The organism is Paraflavitalea sp., from assembly GCF_059502485.1.
In genome coordinates this window covers 170,244-195,165 of record NZ_JCACET010000009.1, presented here as the reverse complement: position 1 = coordinate 195,165, position 24,922 = coordinate 170,244, and the positions used below count along the sequence as shown (strand labels likewise).

21 protein-coding genes are annotated in these 24,922 nt (G+C 47.9%); 15 read left to right on the top strand and 6 right to left on the bottom strand.

Features of this window, described 5'->3' with window-relative positions:
- Positions 1-5: 5 nt before the first annotated feature.
- Genes AC5JBY_RS16655 through AC5JBY_RS16615 form a run of 9 tightly spaced genes read left to right on the top strand, consistent with a single transcriptional unit; the run spans position 6 to position 11,117 of the window.
- Positions 6-1,772: a RagB/SusD family nutrient uptake outer membrane protein gene (locus tag AC5JBY_RS16655; RefSeq protein ID WP_495905753.1), complete on the top strand. Its 1,767-nt coding sequence runs from the start codon at positions 6-8 to the stop codon at positions 1,770-1,772.
- 40 nt (positions 1,773-1,812) lie between these two features.
- Positions 1,813-3,063, top strand: coding sequence for an MFS transporter (locus AC5JBY_RS16650; protein ID WP_495905752.1), 1,251 nt, complete (start codon positions 1,813-1,815; stop codon positions 3,061-3,063).
- A 12-nt stretch (positions 3,064-3,075) separates the two neighbouring features.
- Positions 3,076-4,467, top strand: a complete 1,392-nt coding sequence (locus AC5JBY_RS16645; RefSeq protein ID WP_495905751.1) for an FAD-dependent oxidoreductase — start codon at positions 3,076-3,078, stop codon at positions 4,465-4,467.
- Between the two features lie 25 nt (positions 4,468-4,492).
- Positions 4,493-5,410, top strand: a complete 918-nt coding sequence (locus AC5JBY_RS16640) for an endonuclease/exonuclease/phosphatase family protein (RefSeq protein ID WP_495905750.1) — start codon at positions 4,493-4,495, stop codon at positions 5,408-5,410.
- A gap of 11 nt (positions 5,411-5,421) precedes the next feature.
- Positions 5,422-6,531 (top strand): metallophosphoesterase family protein, encoded by a 1,110-nt coding sequence (locus AC5JBY_RS16635; RefSeq protein WP_495905749.1) that lies wholly within the window; start codon positions 5,422-5,424, stop codon positions 6,529-6,531.
- 33 nt (positions 6,532-6,564) lie between these two features.
- On the top strand, positions 6,565-7,575 hold the full coding sequence (locus AC5JBY_RS16630; RefSeq protein ID WP_495905748.1) for a 2-hydroxyacid dehydrogenase: 1,011 nt from the start codon (positions 6,565-6,567) through the stop codon (positions 7,573-7,575).
- Between the two features lie 10 nt (positions 7,576-7,585).
- Positions 7,586-9,040 carry an FGGY-family carbohydrate kinase gene (locus tag AC5JBY_RS16625; protein WP_495905747.1) on the top strand — a complete coding sequence of 485 codons (1,455 nt, stop codon included), beginning with the start codon at positions 7,586-7,588 and terminating at the stop codon, positions 9,038-9,040.
- Between the two features lie 32 nt (positions 9,041-9,072).
- Entirely contained in the window at positions 9,073-10,515 is a 1,443-nt protein-coding gene (locus tag AC5JBY_RS16620; protein ID WP_495905746.1) for an FGGY-family carbohydrate kinase, read from the top strand.
- Between the two features lie 2 nt (positions 10,516-10,517).
- The gene (locus tag AC5JBY_RS16615; RefSeq protein ID WP_495905745.1) at positions 10,518-11,117 is read left to right on the top strand and encodes a histidine phosphatase family protein; all 600 of its coding nucleotides are present in this window, start codon (positions 10,518-10,520) and stop codon (positions 11,115-11,117) included.
- 20 nt (positions 11,118-11,137) lie between these two features.
- Here the strand turns inward: AC5JBY_RS16615 and AC5JBY_RS16610 are convergent, their stop codons facing one another.
- On the bottom strand, positions 11,138-11,698 hold the full coding sequence (locus AC5JBY_RS16610) for a dihydrofolate reductase family protein (protein ID WP_495905744.1): 561 nt from the start codon (positions 11,696-11,698) through the stop codon (positions 11,138-11,140).
- A gap of 90 nt (positions 11,699-11,788) precedes the next feature.
- Between AC5JBY_RS16610 and AC5JBY_RS16605 the strand changes: the two genes are divergently transcribed.
- The 3 genes from AC5JBY_RS16605 to AC5JBY_RS16595 are packed head-to-tail and all read left to right on the top strand — an operon-like array spanning position 11,789 to position 14,539.
- A complete protein-coding gene (locus tag AC5JBY_RS16605) occupies positions 11,789-12,715 on the top strand; it encodes an alpha/beta hydrolase fold domain-containing protein (protein ID WP_495905743.1) in 927 nt (308 codons plus the stop codon).
- 25 nt (positions 12,716-12,740) lie between these two features.
- A complete protein-coding gene (locus AC5JBY_RS16600; RefSeq protein WP_495905742.1) occupies positions 12,741-13,574 on the top strand; it encodes an SGNH/GDSL hydrolase family protein in 834 nt (277 codons plus the stop codon).
- Positions 13,575-13,585: 11 nt separating this feature from the next.
- Positions 13,586-14,539, top strand: a complete 954-nt coding sequence (locus tag AC5JBY_RS16595) for a phytanoyl-CoA dioxygenase family protein (RefSeq protein WP_495905741.1) — start codon at positions 13,586-13,588, stop codon at positions 14,537-14,539.
- A 204-nt stretch (positions 14,540-14,743) separates the two neighbouring features.
- Here the strand turns inward: AC5JBY_RS16595 and AC5JBY_RS16590 are convergent, their stop codons facing one another.
- The 3 genes from AC5JBY_RS16590 to AC5JBY_RS16580 form a co-directional block, all read right to left on the bottom strand.
- A complete protein-coding gene (locus AC5JBY_RS16590; RefSeq protein WP_495905740.1) occupies positions 14,744-14,956 on the bottom strand; it encodes a hypothetical protein in 213 nt (70 codons plus the stop codon).
- Positions 14,957-15,311: 355 nt separating this feature from the next.
- A complete protein-coding gene (locus tag AC5JBY_RS16585) occupies positions 15,312-16,046 on the bottom strand; it encodes a hypothetical protein (protein WP_495905739.1) in 735 nt (244 codons plus the stop codon).
- Positions 16,047-16,231: 185 nt separating this feature from the next.
- On the bottom strand, positions 16,232-17,002 hold the full coding sequence (locus AC5JBY_RS16580; protein ID WP_495905738.1) for a hypothetical protein: 771 nt from the start codon (positions 17,000-17,002) through the stop codon (positions 16,232-16,234).
- A gap of 499 nt (positions 17,003-17,501) precedes the next feature.
- Here AC5JBY_RS16580 and AC5JBY_RS16575 point away from each other — a divergent pair, with 499 nt between their 5' ends.
- The 3 genes from AC5JBY_RS16575 to AC5JBY_RS16565 all read left to right on the top strand — a co-directional run bounded on the left by AC5JBY_RS16575 (position 17,502) and on the right by AC5JBY_RS16565 (position 20,611).
- Positions 17,502-18,173: a hypothetical protein gene (locus tag AC5JBY_RS16575; RefSeq protein WP_495905737.1), complete on the top strand. Its 672-nt coding sequence runs from the start codon at positions 17,502-17,504 to the stop codon at positions 18,171-18,173.
- A gap of 427 nt (positions 18,174-18,600) precedes the next feature.
- Entirely contained in the window at positions 18,601-18,816 is a 216-nt protein-coding gene (locus tag AC5JBY_RS16570; RefSeq protein WP_495905736.1) for a hypothetical protein, read from the top strand.
- Positions 18,817-19,747: 931 nt separating this feature from the next.
- Entirely contained in the window at positions 19,748-20,611 is an 864-nt protein-coding gene (locus AC5JBY_RS16565) for a helix-turn-helix domain-containing protein (RefSeq protein WP_495905735.1), read from the top strand.
- Positions 20,612-20,630: 19 nt separating this feature from the next.
- Here AC5JBY_RS16565 and AC5JBY_RS16560 read toward each other — a convergent pair whose 3' ends face one another.
- Both AC5JBY_RS16560 and AC5JBY_RS16555 read right to left on the bottom strand, forming a co-directional pair.
- Complete coding sequence (locus AC5JBY_RS16560; RefSeq protein ID WP_495905734.1) at positions 20,631-23,726, bottom strand: efflux RND transporter permease subunit; 3,096 nt, start codon at positions 23,724-23,726, stop codon at positions 20,631-20,633.
- Positions 23,726-24,922, bottom strand: coding sequence for an efflux RND transporter periplasmic adaptor subunit (locus AC5JBY_RS16555; protein ID WP_495905733.1), 1,197 nt, complete (start codon positions 24,920-24,922; stop codon positions 23,726-23,728). The genes AC5JBY_RS16560 and AC5JBY_RS16555 overlap by 1 nt, the downstream gene beginning before the upstream one ends.

Below are 24,922 nucleotides of genomic sequence, written 5' to 3'. Positions count from 1 at the left end.
CAATCATGAAACGTATTCATTCTATCAATACAATCGCTGCAATAGCAGTTGGGTCAATACTGGCTTTGACTTCGTGCAAACCAGACCTTGTTTCGCTGAACGGTCCTTCTACAGGCGCTTTCCCTGCCAATGCCAAAGAGGCTGAAATGGGATTGTTTGGCGCCTATCAGAACATCAGCAAAGTCGATGCTGCCAGTACTCCTATCTGGCATGTAATGGATAATATCACTGACATTGGTTTTGCCCGGCCGGGTACGAATTATACCTCGCCGATCACCAGTGCTATCACTACTGATAATGCGTTGACGAATAAACCCTGGCAGATACATTACCAGACTATCGCCAAGTGTCACACCGTGCTGGACAATCTTGAAAAGCTGAAGCCCACTATGTCTGATGCTGCTTATAAGCAACTGGATGCCGAGCTTCGTTTCATCCGTGCTTATTGTTATTCTCAACTGATCGAGTTGTACGGTGCTGTTCCTTTGCTGAAGCATGCTGTGGACCTCGCCAATGCCAGTGTGCCCAGAACGCCCAAGGCAGAGATCGAGCAATTCCTGCTCGATGAACTGACCGCTATTGCCGACAACCTGCCGCTGTCGCAGGCGCAATTCGGGAATGTGCGGGGATCACGGATCGCTGCCTATATGTTGAAAGCAAGGGTTGCTCTTTATGCCAAAAAGTATAAGGATGCTGCCACTGCCGCCAATACTGCTATTACGCTGGCTGGCAGTCAACATGATCTTACGCCTTTCAACAGCACCATCAGTTTTGTAGGTAAGGACCATACTGCCGGAGAACCTGAGCTGGGCAATATATTTGGCCATGCCGGTTTTAAAACGAGTAAGGAATGGATCTGGATCGCTGAATACAATATGCAGGTGCCGGGCAATACGCACAACCAGCAGTATTATTCTGCTTCGCGTTTGGGTAAAGGTGTTTGTTACTGGGGACCGACGCAAGACCTGATCAATACTTTCCAGTGCAAGGATGGTTTGCCTATTACTACTTCTCCCCTATATGATGCTTCCAAGCCTTTTGAGAATCGTGATCCAAGGCTCGATATGTATTGCGCGCGTCCACATGCACGGTACGTAGGATACCAGTTTGAGCCAGCCACCAGTTTCACGACTGTGAAAAACTACTGGCCTGTGATCACTGGTCAGGCTACTACGGCTCCCTCTGTCGCTAATGCCGATGCTACGAATGCTTTCCGTTCTTTCAGTGGTTATCTCTGGCGCAAACCGATCGACCTGGTTGATTTCAACTCTACTTCTGTAAGTGGCGTGAGTGATCTCGATGTAGGCATCTTCCGCTATGCTGAATTGTTGTTGTTGTATGCAGAGGCCAAGATAGAAGCGAATGAATTGGACAATACCGTATATAATGCCATCAACCGCGTGCGTACGCGTGCTCAGATGCCTAACCTGCCTACCGGCTTAACGCAGGATCAACTGAGGACTGCTTTGCGCTATGAGCGTAAAGTGGAGCTGGCTAATGATGGTTTACGGTGGTATGACCTGCGCCGCTGGGGCATTGCCAACAAGGTAATGAATGGTTATATCTACCTGAACAGGGATGCGAAGGCGTGGACAAAGGACGTGCTGACGGGATTTGACGAGAGTTATACACCGATCTATAATCGTACGGAGGCTATCAAGTATTTCACTACGCAAGAGGTGGTTTATAAGGTGAATAAGGATGAATACTGGCCTGTACCGAAATCAGAGATGGATGCCAACAAAAAGCTGGAGCAAAATCCTGGTTATTAAAATGGAATTGTGTTGTAGTAAAGATCATTAAGTTCACGGAATGAAAGTATTGCTTAGCCCTTCAAACAGACGCTGGTGGATCGTTGCCATTATTTTTCTGGCCATCGTGTTCAATTATGTGGACAGACAGATCGTGTCGATACTGAAGCCTGTGCTCAAAGCATCGTTCAGCCTGGACGATGGTGGTTATGCAACTATCCTGAACATCTTTACTGTTTGTTATGCCGTGATGTATCCTGTGACGGGATGGATGGTGGACAGGTTTGGTGCGCGCAAAGTGATGTTCTACGGAATTATAACCTGGTCGCTGGCTTGTATTGGTGGTGGTTTATCCAGGACCATCGGTCAGTTTGGTTTCTTCCGTGGCTTGCTGGGTGCGGCGGAGCCTACCAATTTCCCGGCTCAGTTGAAAGTTATAGCTGTATGGTTTCCCGGTAAGCTGCGCGCTACTGCAAACAGTCTTTGTGTGGCGGGCAGCTCTATCGGGGCCATCATTGCACCTCCTGTGATTGCATGGCTGACGCTGACCTACAACTGGCAGGCTGCTTTCATTACCATGGGGGCCATCGGGTTGTTGATCGCTGTGTTGTGGAAGCTCGTTTACAAAGACCCTCCGGCGGCTGTGCTGCAGGAGGCGACTGCTTCAACAACTGGTGAATCAACTGCGTTTGAGTGGAGGCAATTGTGGGGCACGCGGAGCTTATGGGGCATATTGCTGATACGCTTCGTGAGTGATCCTGTGTGGTACTTCTGTCTGTTCTGGCTGCCGGGTTATTTGCAGGAACAGTCAGGGCTTACGCTTGCGCAGGTGGGCATGTTTGGATGGATACCTTTTTTGTTTGCCGACCTTGGCGCTATTGGTACTTCGGCCTGGTCGGACAAACTGGTGCGACAAGGTTATTCGCCTTTGAAAGCCAGAAAGACGATGCTGACGCGCGTGGCGCTGTTAGCGCCATTGTGTGCACTGACGCCTTATCTCGGTGGCGCGTGGGCCACCCTGGCAGTGTTCAGCATTGTGGCTATTGCCTGTCTCAGCTGGTTGTTTACGATCAGTGTGGTAGTGGCAGAGGCTTTTCCTGTAAAGAATGTGGCGAGTGTGCTGGGGATTGCCGGAGGTTTTGGCGCATTGGGTGCTGTGCTGTTCAACTATTTTGTTGGGCAGTTTATCGGCACTTTGGGTGCGGAAAAAATATTCATCGCGATGGCGTTCTTGCATCCGCTCGCGGTGTTGATCTTATGGACGATGGTGAAGCCGGAAAGGCCATCCATCGAATCGAATAGTAAACTGTAAATGAAAAATAATATGCTGAAAACGATCACAGAGCCAGCCCGGGAGATCCCGGTTAGACAAGAAACTGATGTATTGGTGATTGGTGGAGGTCCTTCGGGGATCATGGCTGCACTGGCCGCAGCTGAAGATGGATTGAAGGTGACACTGGTAGAGAGCCGCAGTTTTGTAGGCGGCAATATGACCATCGGTCTTCCTATTCTTGGTTTCCTGGGACAAAAGGGAAACCAGATCATCAAGGGGCTACCGCAAAAGCTGATAGACAGGTTGAAAGCGGTGCAGGCTTCGAGTGAACACCGGCCCTGTCCTTTGCACATGAGCCTGACGTTGGTGGAGCCGGAGGCCGTGAAGACAGTAGCATTGGAAATGCTGGTGGAAAGTAAAGTAAATGTATTGTTCTACGCTTTTTGTGCCGGTGTGGTGGTGGAGGATGATGCGTTGAAGGGTGTGATCATCGAGAGTAAAGCCGGGCGTGAAGTGATACTGGCTAAAACGGTTATCGACTGCAGTGGTGATGCCGATGTGGCTGCGCGTGCCGGTGTGCCTTGTGAATATGGTAATGAAGATGGCGGTGTTCAACCTCCTACGCTTATGTTTTGCCTTGGCGGCGTAGATACAGAGAAGTTGCGTACGAGCGTGGCGGAAGAGCCGAGAACTTATCTTACTGACTTTATTCCTGCCGAATACTTTGGTCAAAATAATCAGTTCGTATTGGTGGGGATGCGTAACCTGATCAAGAAAGCACAGGATGCCGGGTTGACGCTGACCACAGAACGTACTATTCTTATTACCGGTTTGCGCAAGGGTGAAGTGTGGGTAAACATGACGCGGATCAATGGCGTTAACGGAACCGATCCCGGCAGCCTTACGCATGGTGAGATTGAAGGCAGGCACCAGATCCATGATATTCAAAAATACCTCATCGACTATGTGCCGGGTTTTGAGCAGGCTTATTTCTTAAAGACTGCTCCTTTCCTTGGGATCAGGGAGACGAGGCGTATTCAAGGGCATTATACCATGACGCGCGAAGACATCATGGCCTGCCAGCATTTTGATGATGCGATTGCCGTGGCCAGTTATCCGCTGGATATTCATCATCCTCAAGGTGGCGGTTGTACGCTGGAATGGTGTGGTGACTGTTATGATATCCCCTACCGGTCGTTGATCCCGCAAAAGATCAAGAATCTGATTGTGGCAGGTCGTTGTATCTCTACTACGCACGAGGCTATGTCTGCTATCCGTGTGATGGCTCCGTGCATGGCCATGGGTGAAGCGGCCGGACGTGCAGCGAAGATGGCTGTAAGGCAAGGCGTGCAACCAGCGGATATCAATGTGAAGGAGCTGCAACGGGAGCTGCTTGAAAAGGGTGCTTACCTGCGTATCGCCAGGGAAGCGCTCGTATCATAAAATCATTTTTAAACTACCTGATCATATGTGTGCCAACAGGAGACATTTTTTAAAGAGTATTGGTGCGGCTGCTTTGCTGCCTGTGTTGCCAGCTTTTGGCAGGGACACAGATGCGACATTTAATAAAAGTGGTTCGCATCGCGTGCTCAGCTGTAATATACGTGTAGCACTTGATGAGGATGAGGCTAAGGGGGTGGGCTGGAGTGCGCGGAAAGATACTTGTCTGAAGATCATTAAGGATAAGAAGCCTGATATCGTTGGTTTTCAGGAGGTGTTGAAAGTGCAGGCTGATGATCTGCGTAAATATTTCTCTTCTTATCAATTGTTTGGTTTTGATGGTCCTGAGATGGACCCGCATACTACGGGTTATTATGGTATTGCCAAGAACCCGATACTGTTTTCGAAAGACCGGTATGAGTTGCTGACGGGTGGTACGTACTGGCTTTCAGAAACGCCGCTGGTAGCGGGCAGTAAATCGTGGGACACGGCGCGGGCCAGGCATGCGAACTGGGTGCGCCTTAAAGAGAAAAGCACCGGTAAAGAATTACGCATCGTAAACCTGCACCTGGACCATATTTCTGCCGAAGCAAAAGTACAACAGGCAAAAATGGTGATTGATGAAAGCGCGCAATACCTACCGGATTATACACAAATCCTTACGGGAGATTTCAATAGCCGGTATGACAGTAATGTGTTTGAGTCTGTGCGGAAAGGAGGCTGGAAAGATGGCTATGAAACGATCCATGGTGAAAAGGAAGCCGGGCATACGGGTCATGAATTCCAGGGGATCAATTATGATAAAGCGGGTTCCAAAGGCAGGATCGATTTTATCTGGTACAGGGGTAAAGCGAAACCAACTGATGCTTCTATTATCAAGGATGCTATCAAAGGGAAATATCCCAGTGATCATTTCTTTCTACAAACTGATTTTGTTATCGACTAAATGTATTATCAATGAAAAAGATATTTTTTGGTTGTTTATTGTTGTTGCTGGGAACGGGTGTTGTTTTTTCCCAGGACAAGGATTATCAAAAGCCTGCTCTGGAGCAAAAGGGTGGCTGGACGCTGATCATGGTGCCCGATCTTCAGAATTACGTGAAGTGGCAAAGGAACCAACCGCTGGTTGACCTGATGATGGCGTGGATCGTGGACAATATCGATACGCTCAATATCAAGATGGTGATGGGTGTTGGTGATCTTGTAGAAAATGATGGCAAGATCACGAATGATTATGATGGTGATCAAACTTCGAAAAGTCAGTGGGACTATGTATCGAAGGCCTTCAGCAAACTCGATGGCAAGGTGCCTTATATGGCTGCCACGGGTAATCATGATTACAGTATCGACCGGCAAGGTAACCGTACTTCTCAGTACAGTCAGTTCTTCACTACTGAAAGGAATCACCTGAACCAGAAATACCTTGTTCAAAATACGCGGAATGAGCAAGGGCAACCTACGCTGGAGAATTCTGCTTATGAACTGAAGGGGTTGAATGGAAAGGATTACCTGTTTATCACTGTAGAGTATGGCCCAAGGGACACCGTGCTGGCCTGGGCTAAAAACGTGGCTGCGTTGCCGCAGTACAAGAACCACCGTGTGATCCTGTCTACGCACTCTTATCTGAATGCCAAAGATGCGCGTATTACCGGTGAAGTGGACTGGCTGCTGTGGGAGCCTTACAATGTGGATAATATGATCCAGAAATCGCCGAAGATCAAATTGCCGCAGGCTAATAATGGTCAACAGATATGGGAAAAGGTGGTACAGCCTTCTTCCAATATCGAAATGGTACTGTGTGGTCATATTTCTGGTGAGGGTTACAGAAAGGATAAGAATGTTGCGGGTAAAACTGTTCACCAGATCTTGTTCGATTCGCAATCGATGGGTGGCGGGCACCGTGATGGTAATGGTGGTGACGGCTGGCTGCGTATCCTTGAGTTTTCAGCGGATGGAAAATTGGTGAAGGTGAAAACTTTCTCTCCTTTGTTCGGCATATCTCCTACTACCCGTCCTTTTGCCTGGAAAAAAGATGCCAGGAACGAGTACAACATTAAGTTCGATTAGCTTAGAAAACTGTTAATTATTACAATGAGAAAAATGCGCATATTAGTAACTGCTCCTTATCATGAAAAAGGTTTGTTTGATGTGAAGCAAGACCTCGGAGAAGTCATTTACCGTCCGTGGAAAGAAAACGGGCGTGCTTATAATGAAGATGAATTGATGGCTCTATTGTATGAAACGGAAGCGGAGGCGCTCATCACAGAGCACGACCATGTGACAGAGAAAGTGATCGAAGCCAACGCTCACCTGCAGTTCATCGGTGTTTGCCGGGGCACACCTTCCAACGTGGCTCTGGCCACTGCTTCCAAGCATGGTATCCCTGTTTTTTATACGCCCGCTCGCAATGCGCAGGCGGTGGCTGAGATGTTCATTGCGAATGTGATCACTTTCCTGCGTAAGACGCTGCCTGCGATCGATTGGCTGCGGGGACGCAACTGGAACGTGGGTGCACATACTTCATACCTTGAGTTTAAGGGGAATGAACTGGCCGGAAAGAAAATCGGTATGGTAGGCTTTGGCGCTATTGGGCAGCTGATCGCCAGGCTGGTGGAAAATTACCCTTGCCATATTGCTTATTATGATCCGTATGTTGAGGCGGCTGCTTTCCCTGCTTATCAGCAATTGAGCCTGGAGGAACTTTTTTCTACCTGCGATATCGTGTCGGTACATTTGCCTGTAACGGCGGATACGAAGGGGATGATCGATGGCCGTTTGTTTGGGTTGATGAAACCTGATGCGCTGTTTGTGAATACGGCAAGGGCGGTTGTGGTTAATAGAAATGATCTGTACAGTGTATTATCGCAGAACAGCATTAAGGGGGCAATCCTCGACGTATTTGACAACGAGCCTCCGGATGAGCTGGATTATAAGATCATCGATCTGCCGAATGTGTTGCCTACTCCGCATATTGCGGGGGCTACGCATGAAGTGGAGGATCATCATGTGCGTATTCTCAATGAGGTGCTGACGGAGTGGTTTGTGTATGGTAATCACAGTGCAGACCGGCTGGCGAATAAGGAAATATTGTCTTCGAATATTCAACGATAAATTGCTGCCCATGAAACAACAGGATGCTTATCTCGTGCTCGATATTGGTACCGGAAATGTTCGTTCGGCTATTGTAGATGCATCGGGTACTATACTCGGTGTGGCAAGGGCTGATATCCGGTATTATCGTGATGAACTTTACCCCGATTCTATTTATTTCAAGCCGGATGAGCTTTGGTCGCAGCTCCGGGAGCTGACTGGCGAGGCGTTGAAGCAGGCTGGTGCTGTAAACATAAAAGCTGCCACCACTACCAGCCAGCGGGAAGGTATTGTATTGATCGATGAATCGGGTAAAGCTGTTATTGGTTTGCCGAATATCGATCACCGTGGCCGCGAGTGGGAAGGCAAGTATGCTGATAAAAGCAGGATCTATCAACTGACGGGCCGCTACCCTACTTCTTTGTTTTCTGCTTATAAGCTGGTGGGTATACGGGAACGCCGACATGATGTGTGGAATGGGCTTTCGTTCTTTCTTAGCATCAGTGACTGGGCTGCGTGGGAACTGAGTGGTGTTGCGCTGTATGAACATTCGCAGGCATCTGAAACGTTGTTGTATGATGTGGCTGCGGGTGACTGGAGTGCGGAGCTTTGTGCTTTGTTCGATATTTCGCCGAAGCTGTTGCCGGCGCTTTCACAGTCGGGCAGCGTAGCCGGAACCGTGCAGCCTGCTGTTGCGGCGTCATTGGGGATTAGCGCCGATGCCGTGGTTATTACCGGTGGTGGTGATACGCAGATGGCTATTAAAAGTACCCGTCCTTCGGTTGGTGATGTGGTGATCGTTTCCGGCACTACCACGCCTGTGGTGAAGCTGGAGGGCGACTATATTACTGATGTACAGGAAAGGACCTGGACAAGCCGGGATATTGCGGAGGGCCGGTTTGTATTTGAAGCGAATGCCGGTGTGACCGGGTTGAACTATCAGCGGCTTAAAGAAGTGTTTTATCCCAATGAGGGTTATGATGTGATCGAGCGGGAGCTGGCGGAGAATGCGCATCATCATTGTGTGGCTTCTCTGGGATCTCTGGTTGCCGGGGAAACCAAACCTGTGATACGTGGTGGTTTTATTTTTCCTGTGCCTGTTTCTCATGAGCTCAGGCGTAGCAGTTTTGTTTGGGCCACGCTGATGGATATTGCTTTTTCTATTGCGGAGAATTATAAAGTGCTGGCCGAGGTGTCGGGCCATGATGCCGGGTATATCTGGGCTTGTGGCGGCGGCTTGCAGAGCAAGACGTTGCGACAACTTATTGCTGCCGTTACGGGTAATGAAGTGCGGGTTAGGCATGGGTTTGAGCAGGCTTCCGTTGTTGGCGCCGCCATGCTTTGTAATGAAGCGCTTGGGATTGCTGTTGAAAGAGAAGCGGGTGTGTTGGAAAGTGCCGTTGCCACCAGCGAGGGCGCCAATACGTATAAAACATTTTATGAACAATGGAAGGCAACCAGGGAGCAGTTCAGGGCTGTTAGCTGAACGGGGTTGTCCTACTATCAGTATATTAAGTAATGAGTGAAGCATTTTTTATTGGGATCGATATTGGTACGCAGGGTGCGAGGGTGGTGCTATTGTCGAATTTTGGCTTGCAGGTGGGCGTACAAGAAGAAGTATTTCCTTTAAGTGATACGTTACGCGAAGAGCAGTCGCCGGAGCTGTGGTGGGAAGCTTGTAGCCGATTGATCCCGGCATTGGTACAGGAAGTAAAGGGCAAGATCTCATTGGATGCTATCAAGTCGGTGGCTGTTACCTCTACTTCCGGCACCATCATTCCGCTGGGGCGAGACTTTCATCCGATGCATCCTGCTATCATGTACAGTGATCCACGGTCGGCCAAGCAGGCGGCCTTTTGCAAGCAAATGGCCGGGCAGTGTATCAAAGAAGGTTATACTGCTTTCAATGCTTCCAGTGGCCTGCCGAAGATGCGCTGGTTTCTCGATCAGTATCCGGATAAGGCTGCGCAACTGTATAAATTTATTCATGCTTCCGATTTTATAACGGGCCGGTTGAGTGGTGAGTATGGTGTGACTGATTACACCAACGCCATGAAGTCGGGTTATGATATTCATCATTATCAATGGCCTGCTTATATTACTGAGCAGATCGGCATCCGTCGTGAGTGGTTGCAGGAAGTGAAACCATCGGGCGAGCCTTTGGGTATGCTGCAACCTGCCCTTGCTGCACAATGGGGCCTGCCTGCGGGGATCATTGTAACAACGGGCATGACTGATGGCTGTGCCTCACAGGTGGCATCGGGTGCGGTAAGTCCGGGCCAGTGGAATACCACTATTGGCACTACGCTGGTGATCAAGGGTGTGACCACGCAGGCTATCACTGATCCTTCGGGTGCTGTTTATAATCACCGTCATCCGGCTGGTTACTGGATGCCGGGCGGCGCCAGCAATACCGGCGCCGATTGGGTGAGCAAACTGTTTGCTGGCGAAGACCTGCAAGCATTGAGTGAACAAGCTGCGGGCCGGTTGCCCGCTATTGCTCTCGCCTGGCCGTTGCTGCAACAGGGGGAGCGTTTTCCTTTTGTGGCACCGCAGGCTGTTGGGTTTTGGCCTACCGGAGATGCTGTAGAGCAATTTACTGCTTGCATGGAAGGGGTTGCTTTTATAGAGCGCTATGCTTACGAAAGAATATCTTTATTGAGTGGTGAGAAGATAGCGCAGGTGTTTTCTGCCGGTGGCGGCAGTAATAGTGATACGTGGCTGCGCATCAGGAGTTGTGTGCTTAATGTGCCTATATGCCGATTGCAAAATGTGTCAGGCGCAGCCGGTGCGGCTATACTGGCTGCCTCCCGTTGTTTTTATGCATCTTTGTCTGAAGCTGTGGCTGACATGACGACGCCAGAGCTTGTACTGGAGCCATTTGCTCCTTTGGTCAATGCTTATGAACTGAAATACCAGCTTTTTATTAAGGAATTGAAAGCAAGAAAAATATTAGACTGAACATGCTGACTATTTTTTTACTCCGACATGGGCAAACGCCTTGGAATGCTGATAATAACCGCTATTGCGGGCGTACCGATATTCCGCTCACCGACAAAGGGGTTAGTCAGGCGGAGGAAGTGAAGCGTCAACTGGAAGGTATCGAGTTTGCGGGGGTGTATTCTTCTCCGTTGCAACGTGCGTTTATCACGGCGTGCCTCGCTTCGGGAAAAGAGGCTGTGAAAGATGAGCGATTGATCGAGGTGGACTTCGGTGGCTGGGAAGCCAAAACGAAGGAGGAGTTTATTTCGGAGAATGCGTCGCTGTGGAATGACTGGATGCATGATCCGGCTACGCACCGTGCCGGTGGCACCGGAGAAACGGGGGCTGAAATTGTAGCACGGGTGGATGACTTCTTTACTTCTTTGCAACAAGCTTATTCTTCCGGGAATATCATGGTGGTGGCACATAATGGCATCAACCGTTTGTATATGGCGCATAAGCTGGGCATGCCTTTGAAGAATTACCGCCAGCTGGTGCAGCAAAACTCTTCTATTACGTGCTTCACGCTGGATGAGCAGGGTATGCTAACGCTCGAGTTGCTTAATTCGAAGCTGCGTTAGATGAGCGGGTAGCTTTTCCGTTATTGCTTAGCGTAACGAAGGGCCACGCCTCCTGTCTTGAATATTTTTGTGTCAATCAATTTCAGGTGTAATTTTTCTGGCAGGATCGTGTGATCGAACAGGCGCCTTCCCTCTCCTACCAAGACGGGCTGAACAACGATAATGAATTCATCTACGAGATCAAGTTCTATCAATTGGCCAGCCAGGTCTACGCCGCCGGTTGAAATGTCTTTGCCGGGCTGTTGTTTGAGTTTGAGTACTTCTTCTTTGAGGTTGGTGCGAATGATCTCCGTGTTCTTTCCTTCGGCTTTTTCTAATGTTCTCGAGACGACCACGATCTTGTCGACGGCATCGAATGCCTGGGCAAAATCGTTCATTGCTTTTGTGGTGCCGGACTTGTTCTTTGCCATATCGGGCCAAAAGGGCACCATCAGGTCGTAGGTTTTACGCCCGTACAGGAGCGTGCCAGACTGCCGCATGAGGTCTGTAAAGAAATCGTGTATTTCTTCATTGGCTATTCCTTTGGTGTGGTCGCAGCAACCGTCGATGGTGACGTTGATGGCGTAGATCAATTTTCTCATAGAATCGTTTTCCGTTGATTTCTCTCAAGTTAGTGTTTTTTTCAAGGTACCGTAGTAAAGACGATATTTTGTAGTTACTTTATTGTAATTATGAAGTTAATCTGCACAACCTTACTTTTTTCCTTCTTCCTGTCCATTGTGGCCATAGCCCAGGACAAGACCTACTCTCAACAGGAAATCGTTTATGACCGTAAAGATGGTATGGCGCTGATGATGACCGTGCTGACGCCTGCCAAGGCCAACGGCAAAGGGATCATCAGCCTTAACAGTGGGGCCTGGGGTTCTTCGCCCAACTGGCTGCCCAGCTTTGTGGACAGAGCGCTACCATTTATTAATAAGGGCTATACCGTGTTCATTGTTATGCATGGTGCAGCGCCCAAGTACGCCATCGATGATGCCGTGCTCGATATCAAGAGGGCTGTTCAGTTTGTGCGGCATAAAGCCTCTGTGTATGGTATCGATTCGCTTCGTATCGGTGTCACCGGCACCTCTTCGGGTGGTCATCTGGCATTGATGGTGGGCATGGCTGATGATATCCGCGATCCGCAGGCAAAGGACCCGATGGAAAGGGTATCTTCCAAAGTGCAGGCTGTGGCCGTGTTTTGTCCGCCCACCGATTTCCTGAATTATGGGCAGGTTGGGTTCGATTTGTCGGGCCAGGCTGCCTTGTTGCAGCAGGCCCGGGTATTGGGTGCTTTTCAGTTCAAGGAATGGGATAAAGATAAAAGGGTGTACACGCTCATTACCGACAAAACTAAACTACTGGAAATCGTGAAGGCTGTTTCGCCTGCTCAGTTGGTGACGGCTGATGATGCGCCTACTTATATTATGCATGGTGATAAGGACCCGCAGGTGCCTCTGCAGCAATCGCAATGGATACAGGAAAAGCTGAAAGCTGCTAAGGTGCCTGTTGAGCTGTCGGTGAAGTCCGGCGCGGGTCATGGCTGGGAGGGTATGGAGAAAGATGAGGAGGCGTTTGTGAAATGGTTTGATCAGCATCTTGGTGTAAAGAAGTAAAACGTTTGTAACGCACAAGAATCATATGAAAAAGTACCTGTTTGTTGTCATTGGTATATTGCTGTTTTCTTCTTTCAGGGAAAAGGAAACGGTTTGGGTAGCTATTGGTGATTCGATCACTTATCTGAATGATCATCCGAATGAAACGGGGAATCGTGTTGCCAAAGGTTATTTGAGCCGCGTGGTGGCTGAGCTGCCTAATGTACGTTACATCAACCAAGGGCATAACGGGTGGAAGTCGAGCGATATTGCCAACAAGATCGAAAGTATCGGGCTGGTAAAAGCGGATGTGTATTCCGTGTTTTTAGGCACGAACGACTGGTGGGGCGGCCGGCCTGTCGGGAGTATCGATGATTACAAGAATAATACGGGTGCCAATTCTGTATTTGGTTCTTTCCGGATCATCGTCAATAAGATCCGTGGGCTAAATCCTGAAGCGAAGATTGTACTTATAGCGCCTATGCAGCGTGGTGATTTTGTGTATTTGCAGAATGCGAGTAATAATGCATACGGTTCATATAAAGATAAAAACGGGCAGTCGCTGGAGGCATTTGCCGAGGCTGTAGTTGCTATCGGAAAGCTTGAAAACATACCGGTCATCGATCTTTATCACGACAAGCGGCTTGGCCTGAAGCATATGGTGAACTTCAAGCGGTTAAAGAATCCCAGTACTGGGGAATATGTAAATTACAAGTATCCCAAATTCATCGACATCCCCTTCGATCCGAAGAATGATGAATATCCTTATCCGCCTGCGGCGATCAATGTTACTTATGATGGGCTGCATCCATCGGATAAGGGGAGTGAAATCATTGCGGAGAAGGTGGTGAAGGTGTTTAAGCGGATTTGGGTTGAATAAACTGTCTTGCCATGATCCATTGTTCCTTCCTGCCGGTGTTTTATGAACATCACCAGCGTATTAAGGCTGGTGAAGCTCCTGCGGCGTTTACCGATTTCGTGGCTGTGGAAGACATCTGGATGGGGTTTTATGGTTTGGGTAAGTTTGAAACGTATCAATTCTTATATGGCCAATGCTCCAGTATTTCTCATTTGAAGGATTGGATAATCGAGCTTAAAGGAACGCAGCATGTGCGGGCAGCGGCCTCCGCTTTTGAGGAGTGGACGAAACAAAAGGCAGGTGTTGTTACAACTGTCAGCGTAAAAGATAATATGCTCAGTGAGGAGCAATGGTTGTTCTGGCAGCAGGAAGGGTATGTCCGGGTGAGTGGTCTTGTGGATGAAGGATTGTGTGATGCTGTTTGCCGGCTTATCTGTACTCAATTAGGCGCCGACCTACAGGTGCCGGCCACCTGGTACAACAGTCATCCTGATTGGCATGGGCTCATGCTGCAGCTGTATCAACATGAAAGTATCCATGCTATCAAATCGCTTCCTGGCATTCAACAGCTGTTTGCTGCGTTATATGGTACTTCTCATCTTATTGCCAATACAGAAAAGGTGAGTTTTAATCCGCCGGAAACCGACTCCTGGAAGTTCAGGCATAATATCCTTCACTGGGATATTGACTTTAATAAAACTGACCGCTACTATATCCAGGGGCTGGTTTACCTCGATGATGTTCCCGAGAACAGAGGGCCTTTGACGGTGGTGCCGGGTTTTCATCATCAATTCGAAGAATGGCTACAAGCGTACCCTGATCCGCACGATGCGCTGCAAATGGTGCAACATACTTATACCGGTACACCTGTGCCTGGAAAGAAAGGTGATGTCGTTTGCTGGTTGCAGACTTTGCCGCATGCGGCGAGTGCCAATCATTCTGAGTTGCCGCGGTTTGTTCAGTATGTAAGTTTTTCGAAGTTGTGAGGTGTTGCAGAAATCTGTAGTGAGATTATCTGAAACGTATTAATAAACAAAAGGCCCGGGATCACCCGGGCCTTTTAATTTTGTCACATTCAACAGTAACTTCTTTATAAAAGGAAATATCATTGCGTTTTTGACTTCCTATATAAATAAGTTTTGACCTTTCATGATCGTAGCTGTTGAATGAGGGTGTAATTGCTAAGTACTCTAATCCTCCTTCCAACCTAACATTTGGCATACAACCTGCATGTCGAGCTTTTCATAATCGCAAAATTCAAAAAGCCTGACATCATCTTCCGGCGTTTTGCCATATGCAGCACGAATTTTGTTGAGCTTATAGGAGGATTGTTTAACATTAAGCCCCAAAATTTTCTGCACATGGTTGTTGGAGATTTTATAAAAATGGTATTTTGATGGCATAGGTAAATGATTTGTATTTGTAGTTCTTAGATATTTTCCAGGGAATACAAACCTTACAGTGCCAGCAAATCAATTATGGAAAGGTGGGGCATGCGGCCACCCTCCTATCATACAAGAAGGATTTTGCATATTTTTTCTTTTATTGATGGTTTCGTATAAGTATATAACAATGCAATGCAAAGACGGCTTCGCATAGCTTAGAATCACTTATGAAAATTTCATGTGCAGGGAAAAGCAGGAATTCGCAAGCGTATTTTACAGTGCAACTAAAAAGGATGGAGGCTTAGGGGAATCACACGAAACCTAAATTAATAAAGAATTTACATTAAAACAACTTTTCATTCATAAAATTCTCTTAAACGCTTCCCATTTTGACTAAGATCAAGGGCCCATGTGTTTTACTAACGGTTAGTTGTGTTGCATTTTTTTGTGGCTGATACCAGGTTACGCTCATCGCTACCAGCCAAACATCTTTTTCCAATGATTCGCATTTAGCAATTAATGTTGACGGTCTGACAGCCATTCCTTTTAACGGTAAAATAGTTGTTTGTTCATTGTGTGATTCCATTGTACAGCCGGCGGAATTCACAAAAATTACATTGGTCGTAATCCGGACATGGGTAACCCCTTCCGGCACCTTACTTATTTCGGAGGGTATAAAGCCGGGCAAGAAAACCGTTACTCTTCTGTAGTACGGAACGTAAATTATTTCAGGATTCAGGTTCATGCAATCCTTCCAGTTGGCTTCGTCATTGAGGTTGAAGTTATTCATCGACTCAAAATTGGCTGTGCCAAAGGTGCGTGCGTGTAAAGCTGTGTTACTGGTCGCCAATACTTTCAGCAAGGCTGCCGTTAAAGTTGCGGGCTTGCTTTTAATTTTCGTGCCGAATAACAAAGAAGCTCGTATGAGTTTGCCAAGACCTGCTGCTTTTTTAAACGCTTCGTTGTTCAAGCGCGTGAGGTGATAAGCCGGATCGCTTTTAACCCTTTCGCCGGAGTTGCCGATTTTCCGAATCTTATAATGATCGCCATCTGGAATGAGTGTGTAACCTGGAATGGTGGAGCGTGATTTTTTGGTTTTGTGTAGCATGATACTTTATTTTTTGGTTATGAATTTTGACCTGTAAGCCTTTTGCTTCGATAGCAGATTTCTCACTTCGCCGTTACAACTTACATTTTGTAGTTGCGAATGGCTCCGTTCGAAATGACAAAAAAGGTTGGGTTTCTTTTAAAATGAGAAAAGAAACCGGGCAAGGCCCGGTTTCCTGGTTTTTGCTAAATTTCCTCAACTGGTGGCTGGTCTACTCTCAGTACGGAAAGGCTGCTGAGTCCTTTACTGACAGGATATTGCTTACCATTGATGAGGGTGACGAACTCGACTCCGAGCAATACGAATATGGGCAGCGGACTATTGGCCGGCAACGACAATGCTATAGCAGCGGGATCGGAGGCCGTAGTATCCCAAAGAATCTCGGGTGCAACCTGCCGTACTACGGTTGATTCGCCGGTAGCAAAGTTGACAACGGCTGCAGCTGCAAAGAATACATAGTGTGTTGCATTTTCAGGCGCAGCAATGTCGCGCTTTGGAATGTGCGACACCAGGTCAATTGAAACCGCGCCGGTGGCCCTGGTGATCGTAGCTACGAATGGGACTTTGACCGTAGCTGAGAATGGCACTTTGTTGTTGAACTCGAACCCTTCGAGTAGTTTAAGGTTACCATTCTCCACGCGCCGGAAACCAAAATCGCTGACTGTATCGGTCTTGAGGACACTGACCATCCTTTGGGTTACACGGCTGGCCACCCTGTTGTCGGATGCTTTGGCCAGTTCATTGTTCCAGGCCTGACGGTACAGCTTGCCTGCTTTGCCACCAATGGCGAACTCGCTCATGGCACGACGCGTTTGATCGAATTTAGGATCGGTTAATATACGATCGCCAGAGACGCCTCCTTTTGCACGGGCCATGAAGCCGTCCTGACTTTTGTAAAAGCTCAGGTCGTCTATCTTACCTTTTAATTTTACTATGGGACTTATCTGTTTAGGCATACTTTGTTTTTTTGTTTGTGAATTGTGGTTAACTGTGTTGCCCGCGGTGCAACATATATACATGGCGTTTTGCTTTGTGGCAGGCGCGCCAGCTTCCCTGCCGTTTTTTGCAAAAGACCTTGTTTTTGGCTTTTGTGCTATTAGTATGGACTATCTATGGTCGATCTATGGACTATCTATGGACCATCCATGGACTATCCCCGTACCATCTTTTTCTTTTTCCTCGTTCTAATTGCTTGTCTTCTTCTATTCGGTCACTTTTTTAACAGCACGCATCAAACGTAGTATAATGAGGAAGGGGTTTCCAAATTTTTCTTTCTGAGATTTGGATTTTTGGGAATTTTAGGAATTTTAGTAACTAAAATTCCTAAAATTCCAAATATTCCCAAACGCGGCTAAATAAATTTGGAAACGCCTATTTGTGTGTTGTACGTTTGCTTTGCACTGTTAGTCATGACCAACTCTCTCTTAATTTTTTATTCACTTAAACTTTTATTTTATGCCTTCTTCTAAAATACCTGGAAAGAAAAAGATGAGTATTGCTGATGGTACACGTGCTCATTTTTCCAAAGCCACGAAAGCGGGTAAACTTATTCGTACTGCGTTTGCCCGATTGCTTTTCAATATTGGCGATGTACAAGCAACCGGCCGACTCACTTCTGCCATGCTGAAAGTGATACAAACTGATGATCATCATCCGTATGGCATGAAGTCGGCCAATACCGGCAGTTTATCTATACTACAAGGCTTTGAGTTCAACAAAAAGAAAGAGTTTGGCAAGACGTTCTTTGCTCCGTTTGAAGTGGACATCAACCGGGTGACCGGTGTATGTACCCTGAAGCTACCTTCTTTTTTACCGGAGACCGTTGTACGACTGCCGCAGGCTGACTGTCAATGCCGGCTTGTGGTGGCCGGTGGCGCCTTCGATTTTGAAGTGGAACGTTATTATGCTGATATACAAACCAGTGAATACTTTATGCAGGGCAAGCCTGCAACTCTGGTGCTGCGCATGCAGCTTCCTCCGAACCAGCACTTGCCTATTATCTTATTGATGGGGGTTGAGTTTTACAAGAAGGTAAATGATCAATATCTTCTCCTGTATGGCGGCGGCCCTCTTGCACTGCGCGTGGTGCATACGAGCCAATTGCCGGTAGCGGCCGCAGGCAGTTAGGCAATATGGGCACAAGTACGCCAGACTAAGGGCCAGGCTGCATACTTGCGCCAGTTAAAAAAAACTGGCCCTCTTCTCTTCGCGATGACCAGCAGCTCCGGCAACGGCAGTACACTGCTACCTCGCTCTCACCCCGGCAAACGTTCTTCCCTGACCTCAAGGGGTTTTGGTGAACGCCAGCCACCAGCCACTCAGGACGCTTCCTGCTGTCTTAGTGGAAGGCTTTGCCGGGGCCTCGTTTCAGCAGGAACTCCGTTGCCGGTTGTTTAGTAATCAGCGGTAAGAAGTAAGAGTTCGGCCCCGATAGTCATCGGGACGATTGCCGGGAAGGCGGAAAGGCGGGATGGATAAAACCCGGGTTTGTCCTACTGCTTTTCCGATGACCTGGCGTATAATCCATTTTCTAACTTTAAAATTTTGATCTTTTATGAGTATACAGGAAAGAATGAGCAGTCCTACTCCACCCTTCTTTGCGAAGTTGCGTAACTGGAGTCTGATACTGGCAGCTGTGAGCGGCGCAGTGCTTACCACCCCGATCGCTTTGCCGGCGATCGTTGTAAAAGTTGCAGGTTATTTAGCAGTTGCCGCTGGTGTGGCGGGAGCTGTGAGCCAGGCCGTGACTGAACCGAATCAGGAAGTGTAGTGGATGCTGTAACCAATGTCCTGTAAAGACCGCCTCCTGCATGTGTAGCCATGTGCGGGAGGATTTTGGGAGAGTTGATAAGTTGAGAGGTTAATAAGTTGAAAAGGTCAATACCTTCTTTTGTCGCTCCGTTATTTTAGCCATAGGTTTCTTAAGTTAAACCGAGCCCGGATTTCTATCCGGGCTTTTTCGTTTCTTTCCGGGGTGCGTTAAATTAATTTTGTTTGTTATTTCTTTTACTATATCTTAGCTATGACTTCAAATGTTATACAGCGTTAGTAGCTTCTTTTATTCTGCTCTGATTTGATTTTTTCGTGTTTTATTTTAGTAGCATTATTGGTTGCAAAATTGTATTTGTGCCAGTTGGTACAATGTTGTGCTTTGCATGAACAATTCTCTATAAGTATGTGCTTCAACATTGCGTTTTCCATATAGATTCAGATCAAACAGTGATTTAGCCCGGTTGGCATCCGGGCTTTTTTATGCCGTCTGAACCGGGATTATTGGATTATAAGGATTGGGCGGAAGGTTATTTGTGGACTGTGACAGGCATCTTTGCTTATCTATGTTGATCATTAAAAATAAATTTTCGAATTGTATAGTACAGCAGGACGTTTTATCTGTTATAATAGAAAGGATAAGGTTTAATGGTTAACGAATTTGATTAGTGTCGCCCTGCATTTTTATGCGGGGCTTTTTCGTTTTGTTGATATGTTCAAAAGTTGATAGGTTAACAGCGTACTGTTGCTGTACGAAGTGGCCGGGCGCCTGCAGCGTGGCGGTGTAGACAAGCATGTACGCGAATGGCCGAAGGCCAGTGACCATTCGCCGGCGTGGATAATGGTCAAGTAACAACGCTGACACAAGTATGTCAGGCTACCTACATCTATTTCTTCAGAAAGAATTTAGAATTGCTGTTTTTATTCGCACGATGAAAATTACGGCCGTCCCTCTGGCCTCCCACCCTAATTTCGAGTTGTATTATGTACGTTTTAAGGCGACTTCAGCATCAAGCTGGACCGTGAACGGTGACTTCCCCGTTTCTTTATTTTTTTGCACGATGGGTTCCCGGGCCACACTTACGATGGGTGGCAGTGTTCTTTCCGATCCTTTTTTAACCAGGAACAGGGGCAATATTTTATACCGCACCAATAATCCCACTCATCTTACCTGGGACGATGCTTCAGAGGTGGAGTTTATCGAAATCAGGCTCAGGAAAGAATATCTGACTTCTCTGACTGGCACCGAGGCAAAGGAATGGGGTGACCTTTTCAATCTTACCAGTATACGTAAGGGCCTGCTGGCGGCTGCTAAACCTTTGCGCCTGTCAACAGGACTTGTGCAGGTGCTTAACAGTATTGTTCTTTTTTCGCGAAAGCCTGTTGTTTTTCAGCAGCTTATTTTTGAAGCAAGGGCGCTGGAACTGGTGGCGCTCTTTTTAGCGCAATTACAGGCGCCTGTTCTTGCCCCTGCTTTGCCTGCGAAACATAATAAGCTGGCTATTCTGGCAAAAAAATATATTGACAGTAATAAGGGTAAGAAGGAGTTTACTGTAATCGGGCTGGCGCAACAACTGGGCACCAATGAAACAACGCTAAAGCAAGCTTTCAAAGCAACCTATGGCAAGACGATGTTCCGGTACTTCCAGGAAAAAAACATGCAGGCCGCTCTGGAAGCACTACAGGATGGTCAGTCCATCGCTGAAGTGGCTTCCAAATTTGGCTATTCTTATGTTTCTCATTTTACACATGCCTTCAAGAAAGAGTTTGGTGTTACTCCTGCGAGGTTTCGATAAGATGTTATTAGTGTGTAATTCAATGAACTTTTTTAGATTTCCCAAAGCGCCAGTAAATGACCGGTAGCACGAACAGGTTCAACATTGTCGAGGTCGTCAACCCTCCGAGGATAACAATGGCCATAGGATATTCGATCTCCTGTCCGGGCTTATTACCGGTGACTGCTATTGGCACCAGTGCCAGTGCAGCGGCCAACGCAGTCATGAGGATAGGGCTCATGCGCTCGACAGCTCCCTGCATTACCATTTTCAAACTGTATGGTTCATTTTCTTCTGTTTCCAAGTGACGGTAATGGCTGATAAGCATGATCGCATTGCGGGCTGCGATACCCAGTACTGTGACGAACCCTACCAACGATCCCAGCGACAGGATGCCGCCTGACATCCAGGCCGCCACTATGCATCCCAACAGTGCAACCGGCAGGCTCAGCAGGATGAGGAAAGCCGTGCGGTAGGATTTAAAATCTGCATACAGCAACAGGAATATGCCCAGCACAGAAATAATGGCCAGTGTGTTGAGGGCGCGCTGGGAAGCTTGTCGTTCGGCGTATTCTCCCAATATCTCGGGGTGGTAACCTGGTGCGAATGAAATATTTTTTAGCCTGTTTTCGATATCCTTTGCCACAGTGCCCAATGCAACGTCTTTGGTATTGCAGGTAACATCTATTCTCCTGGAAGCCGACTCGCGTGTGATCTCATTGGGAGTTGGTGATATGAATACATCTGCCAGATCTTTCAATGGCGCTCTGCCGCCGGTCGGAATGTCAACAAGCAGGTGCGGTACTGCTTCTATATCATTTCGCTGGCGGGCTGTTCCCCACACTACCACATCAAATATCTTTTGGTCTTCATAAATCTCTCCTACTTTCAAGCCGTTGATCAGTGCGTTGATCGTTCTGCGCATATCTGTGGCATTGATGCCAAACCGAGCAGCTTTTTGAGGATTGTATTTTACGGCGAGTTGGGGCACCAATGTTTGTGGCTGTACTTTCAAATCAGCAATGCCCGGCACTGAAGCCAGCGCTGCATTGACCTCTTTTGCTTTTGCTTCCAGTACTGCCAGGTCTGATCCATAGATGCGCACTACGATGCTGGCGCTTGTGCCCGTCAAAACTTCTTTTACTCTTTCGCGCAGGTAGGTAAGCACATCCCGGTATAATCCCGGATAACCATCAACCACTTGCTGGATGCGTGCAATCGTAGAATCGTACGGTACATCCTGGCTTATGCTAATCCAATTCTCCGTAAAGTTGGGGCCTACTACTTCATCGGCCACTTCGGCTCTTCCGATGTGAGCGCCAAAATTGCGTACGCCCGGAATCGCTCTCAATTCTTTACTTACCTGCACTGTAATACGCTTTGATGCTTCTAAAGAGGTGCCCGGCTTTTCGACCCAGTGCATCAGGAAATCGTATTCTTTGAAATGGGGCAAAAACTCTTCTCCTAAAAATGGTACCGAAGCGATCCCTAATATCAACAGCAGACCTGTGATGGCGAACACGCGCCGAGGCTTATTAAGCAGGGCTTGTAAAACTCTTTCATAACGGGGCTTGAGCCACAAGACCAACTTAGGTTCTTTGACAGGCTTACCGGTACGGGATGTCGCATGCGCGCCATATTTTTTAGGCAATAGCAACAATGATAATGCAGGTGTGAGCGTAAGGGCAACAAACAGGGAAGCCAAAATAGTCAGGATGTAAGATAAAGCGAGTGGCTGAAAAAAGGCACCAGAAATACCGGGCAGAAAAAATACCGGCATCAATACCAGGGCTACTATTATACTGCCGTACACTACCGCACTGCGTACTTCGAGGGAAGCATGCAATACTACCTGATATGCCGGCAAGGGATTTTCCAGCATACTATTCAACCGCAACCGCCGGACTATGTTCTCCACGTCGATGATGGCATCGTCCACTACTTCTCCCAGGGCAATTACCAATCCTGCCAATACCATGGTGTTGATAGTGCCCCCCTGGTAGTGTAATATCATCATTGCGATGAGCAAAGACAGGGGAATTGCCAGTACGCTGATCAAGGCTGTGCGCCAATCGTTCAAAAAGAAGAATAATACAATGATCACCAACACGCATCCGATCAACAATGCTTTATTGAGGTTGTGTAAAGACATTTCAATGAACGTAGCCGGACGGAAGATCGTGGAATCGAATTGCATATCAGCGAATCCCGGCTTCATTTCTTCCAATACTTTCTCTACGTTGTGGGTTACTTCCAAGGTATTTGCCTGTGGCTGCTTTTCAACGATGAGCAACAATCCTTCTTTATCATTGATCACCGCATCGCCTATCGGTGCGGGAAATCCTTCCAATACTTCGGCAACCTCACCAAGCGGAATGGGGGTACCGTTCTTGGAAGGCAAAGTAATCTTTGCCAGGTCTTCTGCGGCGTAGATGTGTGGGATATTAGAGATCGCGATGCGTTGATTGGGCATATCAATGAACCCTCCACCGAATTGACGGGCTGCATCGGTAACTGCTGCTATTACCTGATTCAATGTGAGGTTGTGCGCGAACAATTTTTCAGGAATTACTCTTACCTGTAGCTGCCGATCTCTTTGCCCCCAGATGGCTACGTTGGCAACGCCCGGCACTGCCATCAGACGCGGTCGTAAAGTCCACCGTACCTGTGTTGTCATGTCCATTTGTGACAGCTTATCAGAACTGACCCCAATTTTCAACACGCGGCTTGTGGTGGAAAGCGGTTGCAACATTACAGGCGGACGGGCAACGGCAGGAAGCTGGGCTGCGACGCGCCCGATGCGTTCCTGCACCAATTGCCGTGCCTTGATTATATCTGTTCCGTTCTCAAATTCTACACGTATTGAAGCAAGTCCCAATACTGATTTCGACTTCAGGTGTATGGACCAGGGGATGCCGTTTAAGGCATTTTCGATGGGCACGGCGATCAGCGCCTCCGTTTCAGCCGTAGACAGACCTGGCGCTTCTACCTGTATTTCCACGTATGGCGGGGCAAACTCGGGAAATACATCATATGAGGCATTTTGTATAACGCGGCTACCTACTACGAGTAACAGGCCCATTACAACTACCACTACCAGCCGCAGTTGCAAGGAAAGGGATAATAGTTTTTTCATTATTTACCTCCTCCAAATTCGGTTCCGAACAATTCGGCAGTGCCTATCGTTACAATCTTTTCTCCTCCTTTCAATCCACGTTTAATGACCGCCATTTTATCTTCTACGCGTTCTATTTCTACCCGCTTGCGTTCAAAGGACAGTGAATCGGTTTGCTGGTATACCCAGGAATTGCCATGTATATCATATGCGATAGCAGAAAAGGGAATAACAAGACCTGTGGATTTGCCTTTGAAGGGAATATCAACGCTCACGCGCTCGCCGGGCCTGAAGCGATTGTCTGTATTGGAAATTCCATAATATAGGTCTACCGAGGTATTGAGGGGGTCTGCCGTTTGCGGGCCTTGTACCTGGTTGGCTGTAAATGTTTCTTTAGCTCCTCCGAAATCATTAACTAATTGAACGGTGGCGGGTTTGCCTTTTTCAACGCGGTCCACATCGCCTGCATAAACAGGCACCCGCACCCACAATGCATTGGTGGCAGCGATCTCCGCAATGGGTGCCGCTGCTGCGACCACCTGTGAAGGTGTGCTAAACACGCGCTGTATGCGCCCTGTAACGGGGGCTTCGATATCCAACGTAGACAAGCTATTGGCAAGGCTGGCTGATGCATTGCCTTTGAGTAATTCTAATCTTGCCCTGGCCACATTCAGCGTGGCCTGTATGCCTGCCAGCTCAGCTTCGGCTTCCTGTACAGCGCGTAAGCTTCCTGCTTTCTCTTCCAGTAATTTTTTTGCGCGGTCTACCTTTTGGGTCACCACTTCATATTGTACTTGTTTTTGTGCAACATCTTCCCGGGCGCTCAGCAGGTCTTTTTCCGAGGGCAGGATCAATAAGCGGTATATCTGTTTGCCTTTTGAAACCACCTGACCGGCTTGCAGTGCTGTACTTCCGGCAGCGCTCAGTAAAGTGCCTGCTACCGGGGCAGTGATGGTGACCGTGCCGCCGGGGATGGTCATTAGCTCACCGCTGTATACGCGGCCCGATGCTGTATTTCCTTCACCCACGTTGATCACTACAATGCCCAACCGCTTGTAGGCATCAGCTGTGAGGGTAAGGGTATTGAGGGTGGTTTCTTTTACCGGTTTGGTTTGCGCAACCGGCGCTACCGGCTTCGGAGGAGCCGCTTTTGAACCGCATGCCGTCATGCCGAGGCATGCGATCGCCAATGCATGCAAATAAATATAGGTGTACAT

What these genes read in the sequence shown, in the direction of transcription:
- AC5JBY_RS16655 (WP_495905753.1), top strand. Translation starts at nt 6, where the DNA reads ATGAAACGTATTCATTCTATCAATACAATCGCTGCAATAGCAGTTGGG.
- AC5JBY_RS16650 (WP_495905752.1), top strand. Translation starts at nt 1,813, where the DNA reads ATGAAAGTATTGCTTAGCCCTTCAAACAGACGCTGGTGGATCGTTGCC.
- AC5JBY_RS16645 (WP_495905751.1), top strand. Translation starts at nt 3,076, where the DNA reads ATGCTGAAAACGATCACAGAGCCAGCCCGGGAGATCCCGGTTAGACAA.
- AC5JBY_RS16640 (WP_495905750.1), top strand. Translation starts at nt 4,493, where the DNA reads ATGTGTGCCAACAGGAGACATTTTTTAAAGAGTATTGGTGCGGCTGCT.
- AC5JBY_RS16635 (WP_495905749.1), top strand. Translation starts at nt 5,422, where the DNA reads ATGAAAAAGATATTTTTTGGTTGTTTATTGTTGTTGCTGGGAACGGGT.
- AC5JBY_RS16630 (WP_495905748.1), top strand. Translation starts at nt 6,565, where the DNA reads ATGCGCATATTAGTAACTGCTCCTTATCATGAAAAAGGTTTGTTTGAT.
- AC5JBY_RS16625 (WP_495905747.1), top strand. Translation starts at nt 7,586, where the DNA reads ATGAAACAACAGGATGCTTATCTCGTGCTCGATATTGGTACCGGAAAT.
- AC5JBY_RS16620 (WP_495905746.1), top strand. Translation starts at nt 9,073, where the DNA reads ATGAGTGAAGCATTTTTTATTGGGATCGATATTGGTACGCAGGGTGCG.
- AC5JBY_RS16615 (WP_495905745.1), top strand. Translation starts at nt 10,518, where the DNA reads ATGCTGACTATTTTTTTACTCCGACATGGGCAAACGCCTTGGAATGCT.
- AC5JBY_RS16610 (WP_495905744.1), bottom strand. Translation starts at nt 11,698, where the DNA reads ATGAGAAAATTGATCTACGCCATCAACGTCACCATCGACGGTTGCTGC.
- AC5JBY_RS16605 (WP_495905743.1), top strand. Translation starts at nt 11,789, where the DNA reads ATGAAGTTAATCTGCACAACCTTACTTTTTTCCTTCTTCCTGTCCATT.
- AC5JBY_RS16600 (WP_495905742.1), top strand. Translation starts at nt 12,741, where the DNA reads ATGAAAAAGTACCTGTTTGTTGTCATTGGTATATTGCTGTTTTCTTCT.
- AC5JBY_RS16595 (WP_495905741.1), top strand. Translation starts at nt 13,586, where the DNA reads ATGATCCATTGTTCCTTCCTGCCGGTGTTTTATGAACATCACCAGCGT.
- AC5JBY_RS16590 (WP_495905740.1), bottom strand. Translation starts at nt 14,956, where the DNA reads ATGCCATCAAAATACCATTTTTATAAAATCTCCAACAACCATGTGCAG.
- AC5JBY_RS16585 (WP_495905739.1), bottom strand. Translation starts at nt 16,046, where the DNA reads ATGCTACACAAAACCAAAAAATCACGCTCCACCATTCCAGGTTACACA.
- AC5JBY_RS16580 (WP_495905738.1), bottom strand. Translation starts at nt 17,002, where the DNA reads ATGCCTAAACAGATAAGTCCCATAGTAAAATTAAAAGGTAAGATAGAC.
- AC5JBY_RS16575 (WP_495905737.1), top strand. Translation starts at nt 17,502, where the DNA reads ATGCCTTCTTCTAAAATACCTGGAAAGAAAAAGATGAGTATTGCTGAT.
- AC5JBY_RS16570 (WP_495905736.1), top strand. Translation starts at nt 18,601, where the DNA reads ATGAGTATACAGGAAAGAATGAGCAGTCCTACTCCACCCTTCTTTGCG.
- AC5JBY_RS16565 (WP_495905735.1), top strand. Translation starts at nt 19,748, where the DNA reads ATGAAAATTACGGCCGTCCCTCTGGCCTCCCACCCTAATTTCGAGTTG.
- AC5JBY_RS16560 (WP_495905734.1), bottom strand. Translation starts at nt 23,726, where the DNA reads ATGAAAAAACTATTATCCCTTTCCTTGCAACTGCGGCTGGTAGTGGTA.
- AC5JBY_RS16555 (WP_495905733.1), bottom strand. Translation starts at nt 24,922, where the DNA reads ATGTACACCTATATTTATTTGCATGCATTGGCGATCGCATGCCTCGGC.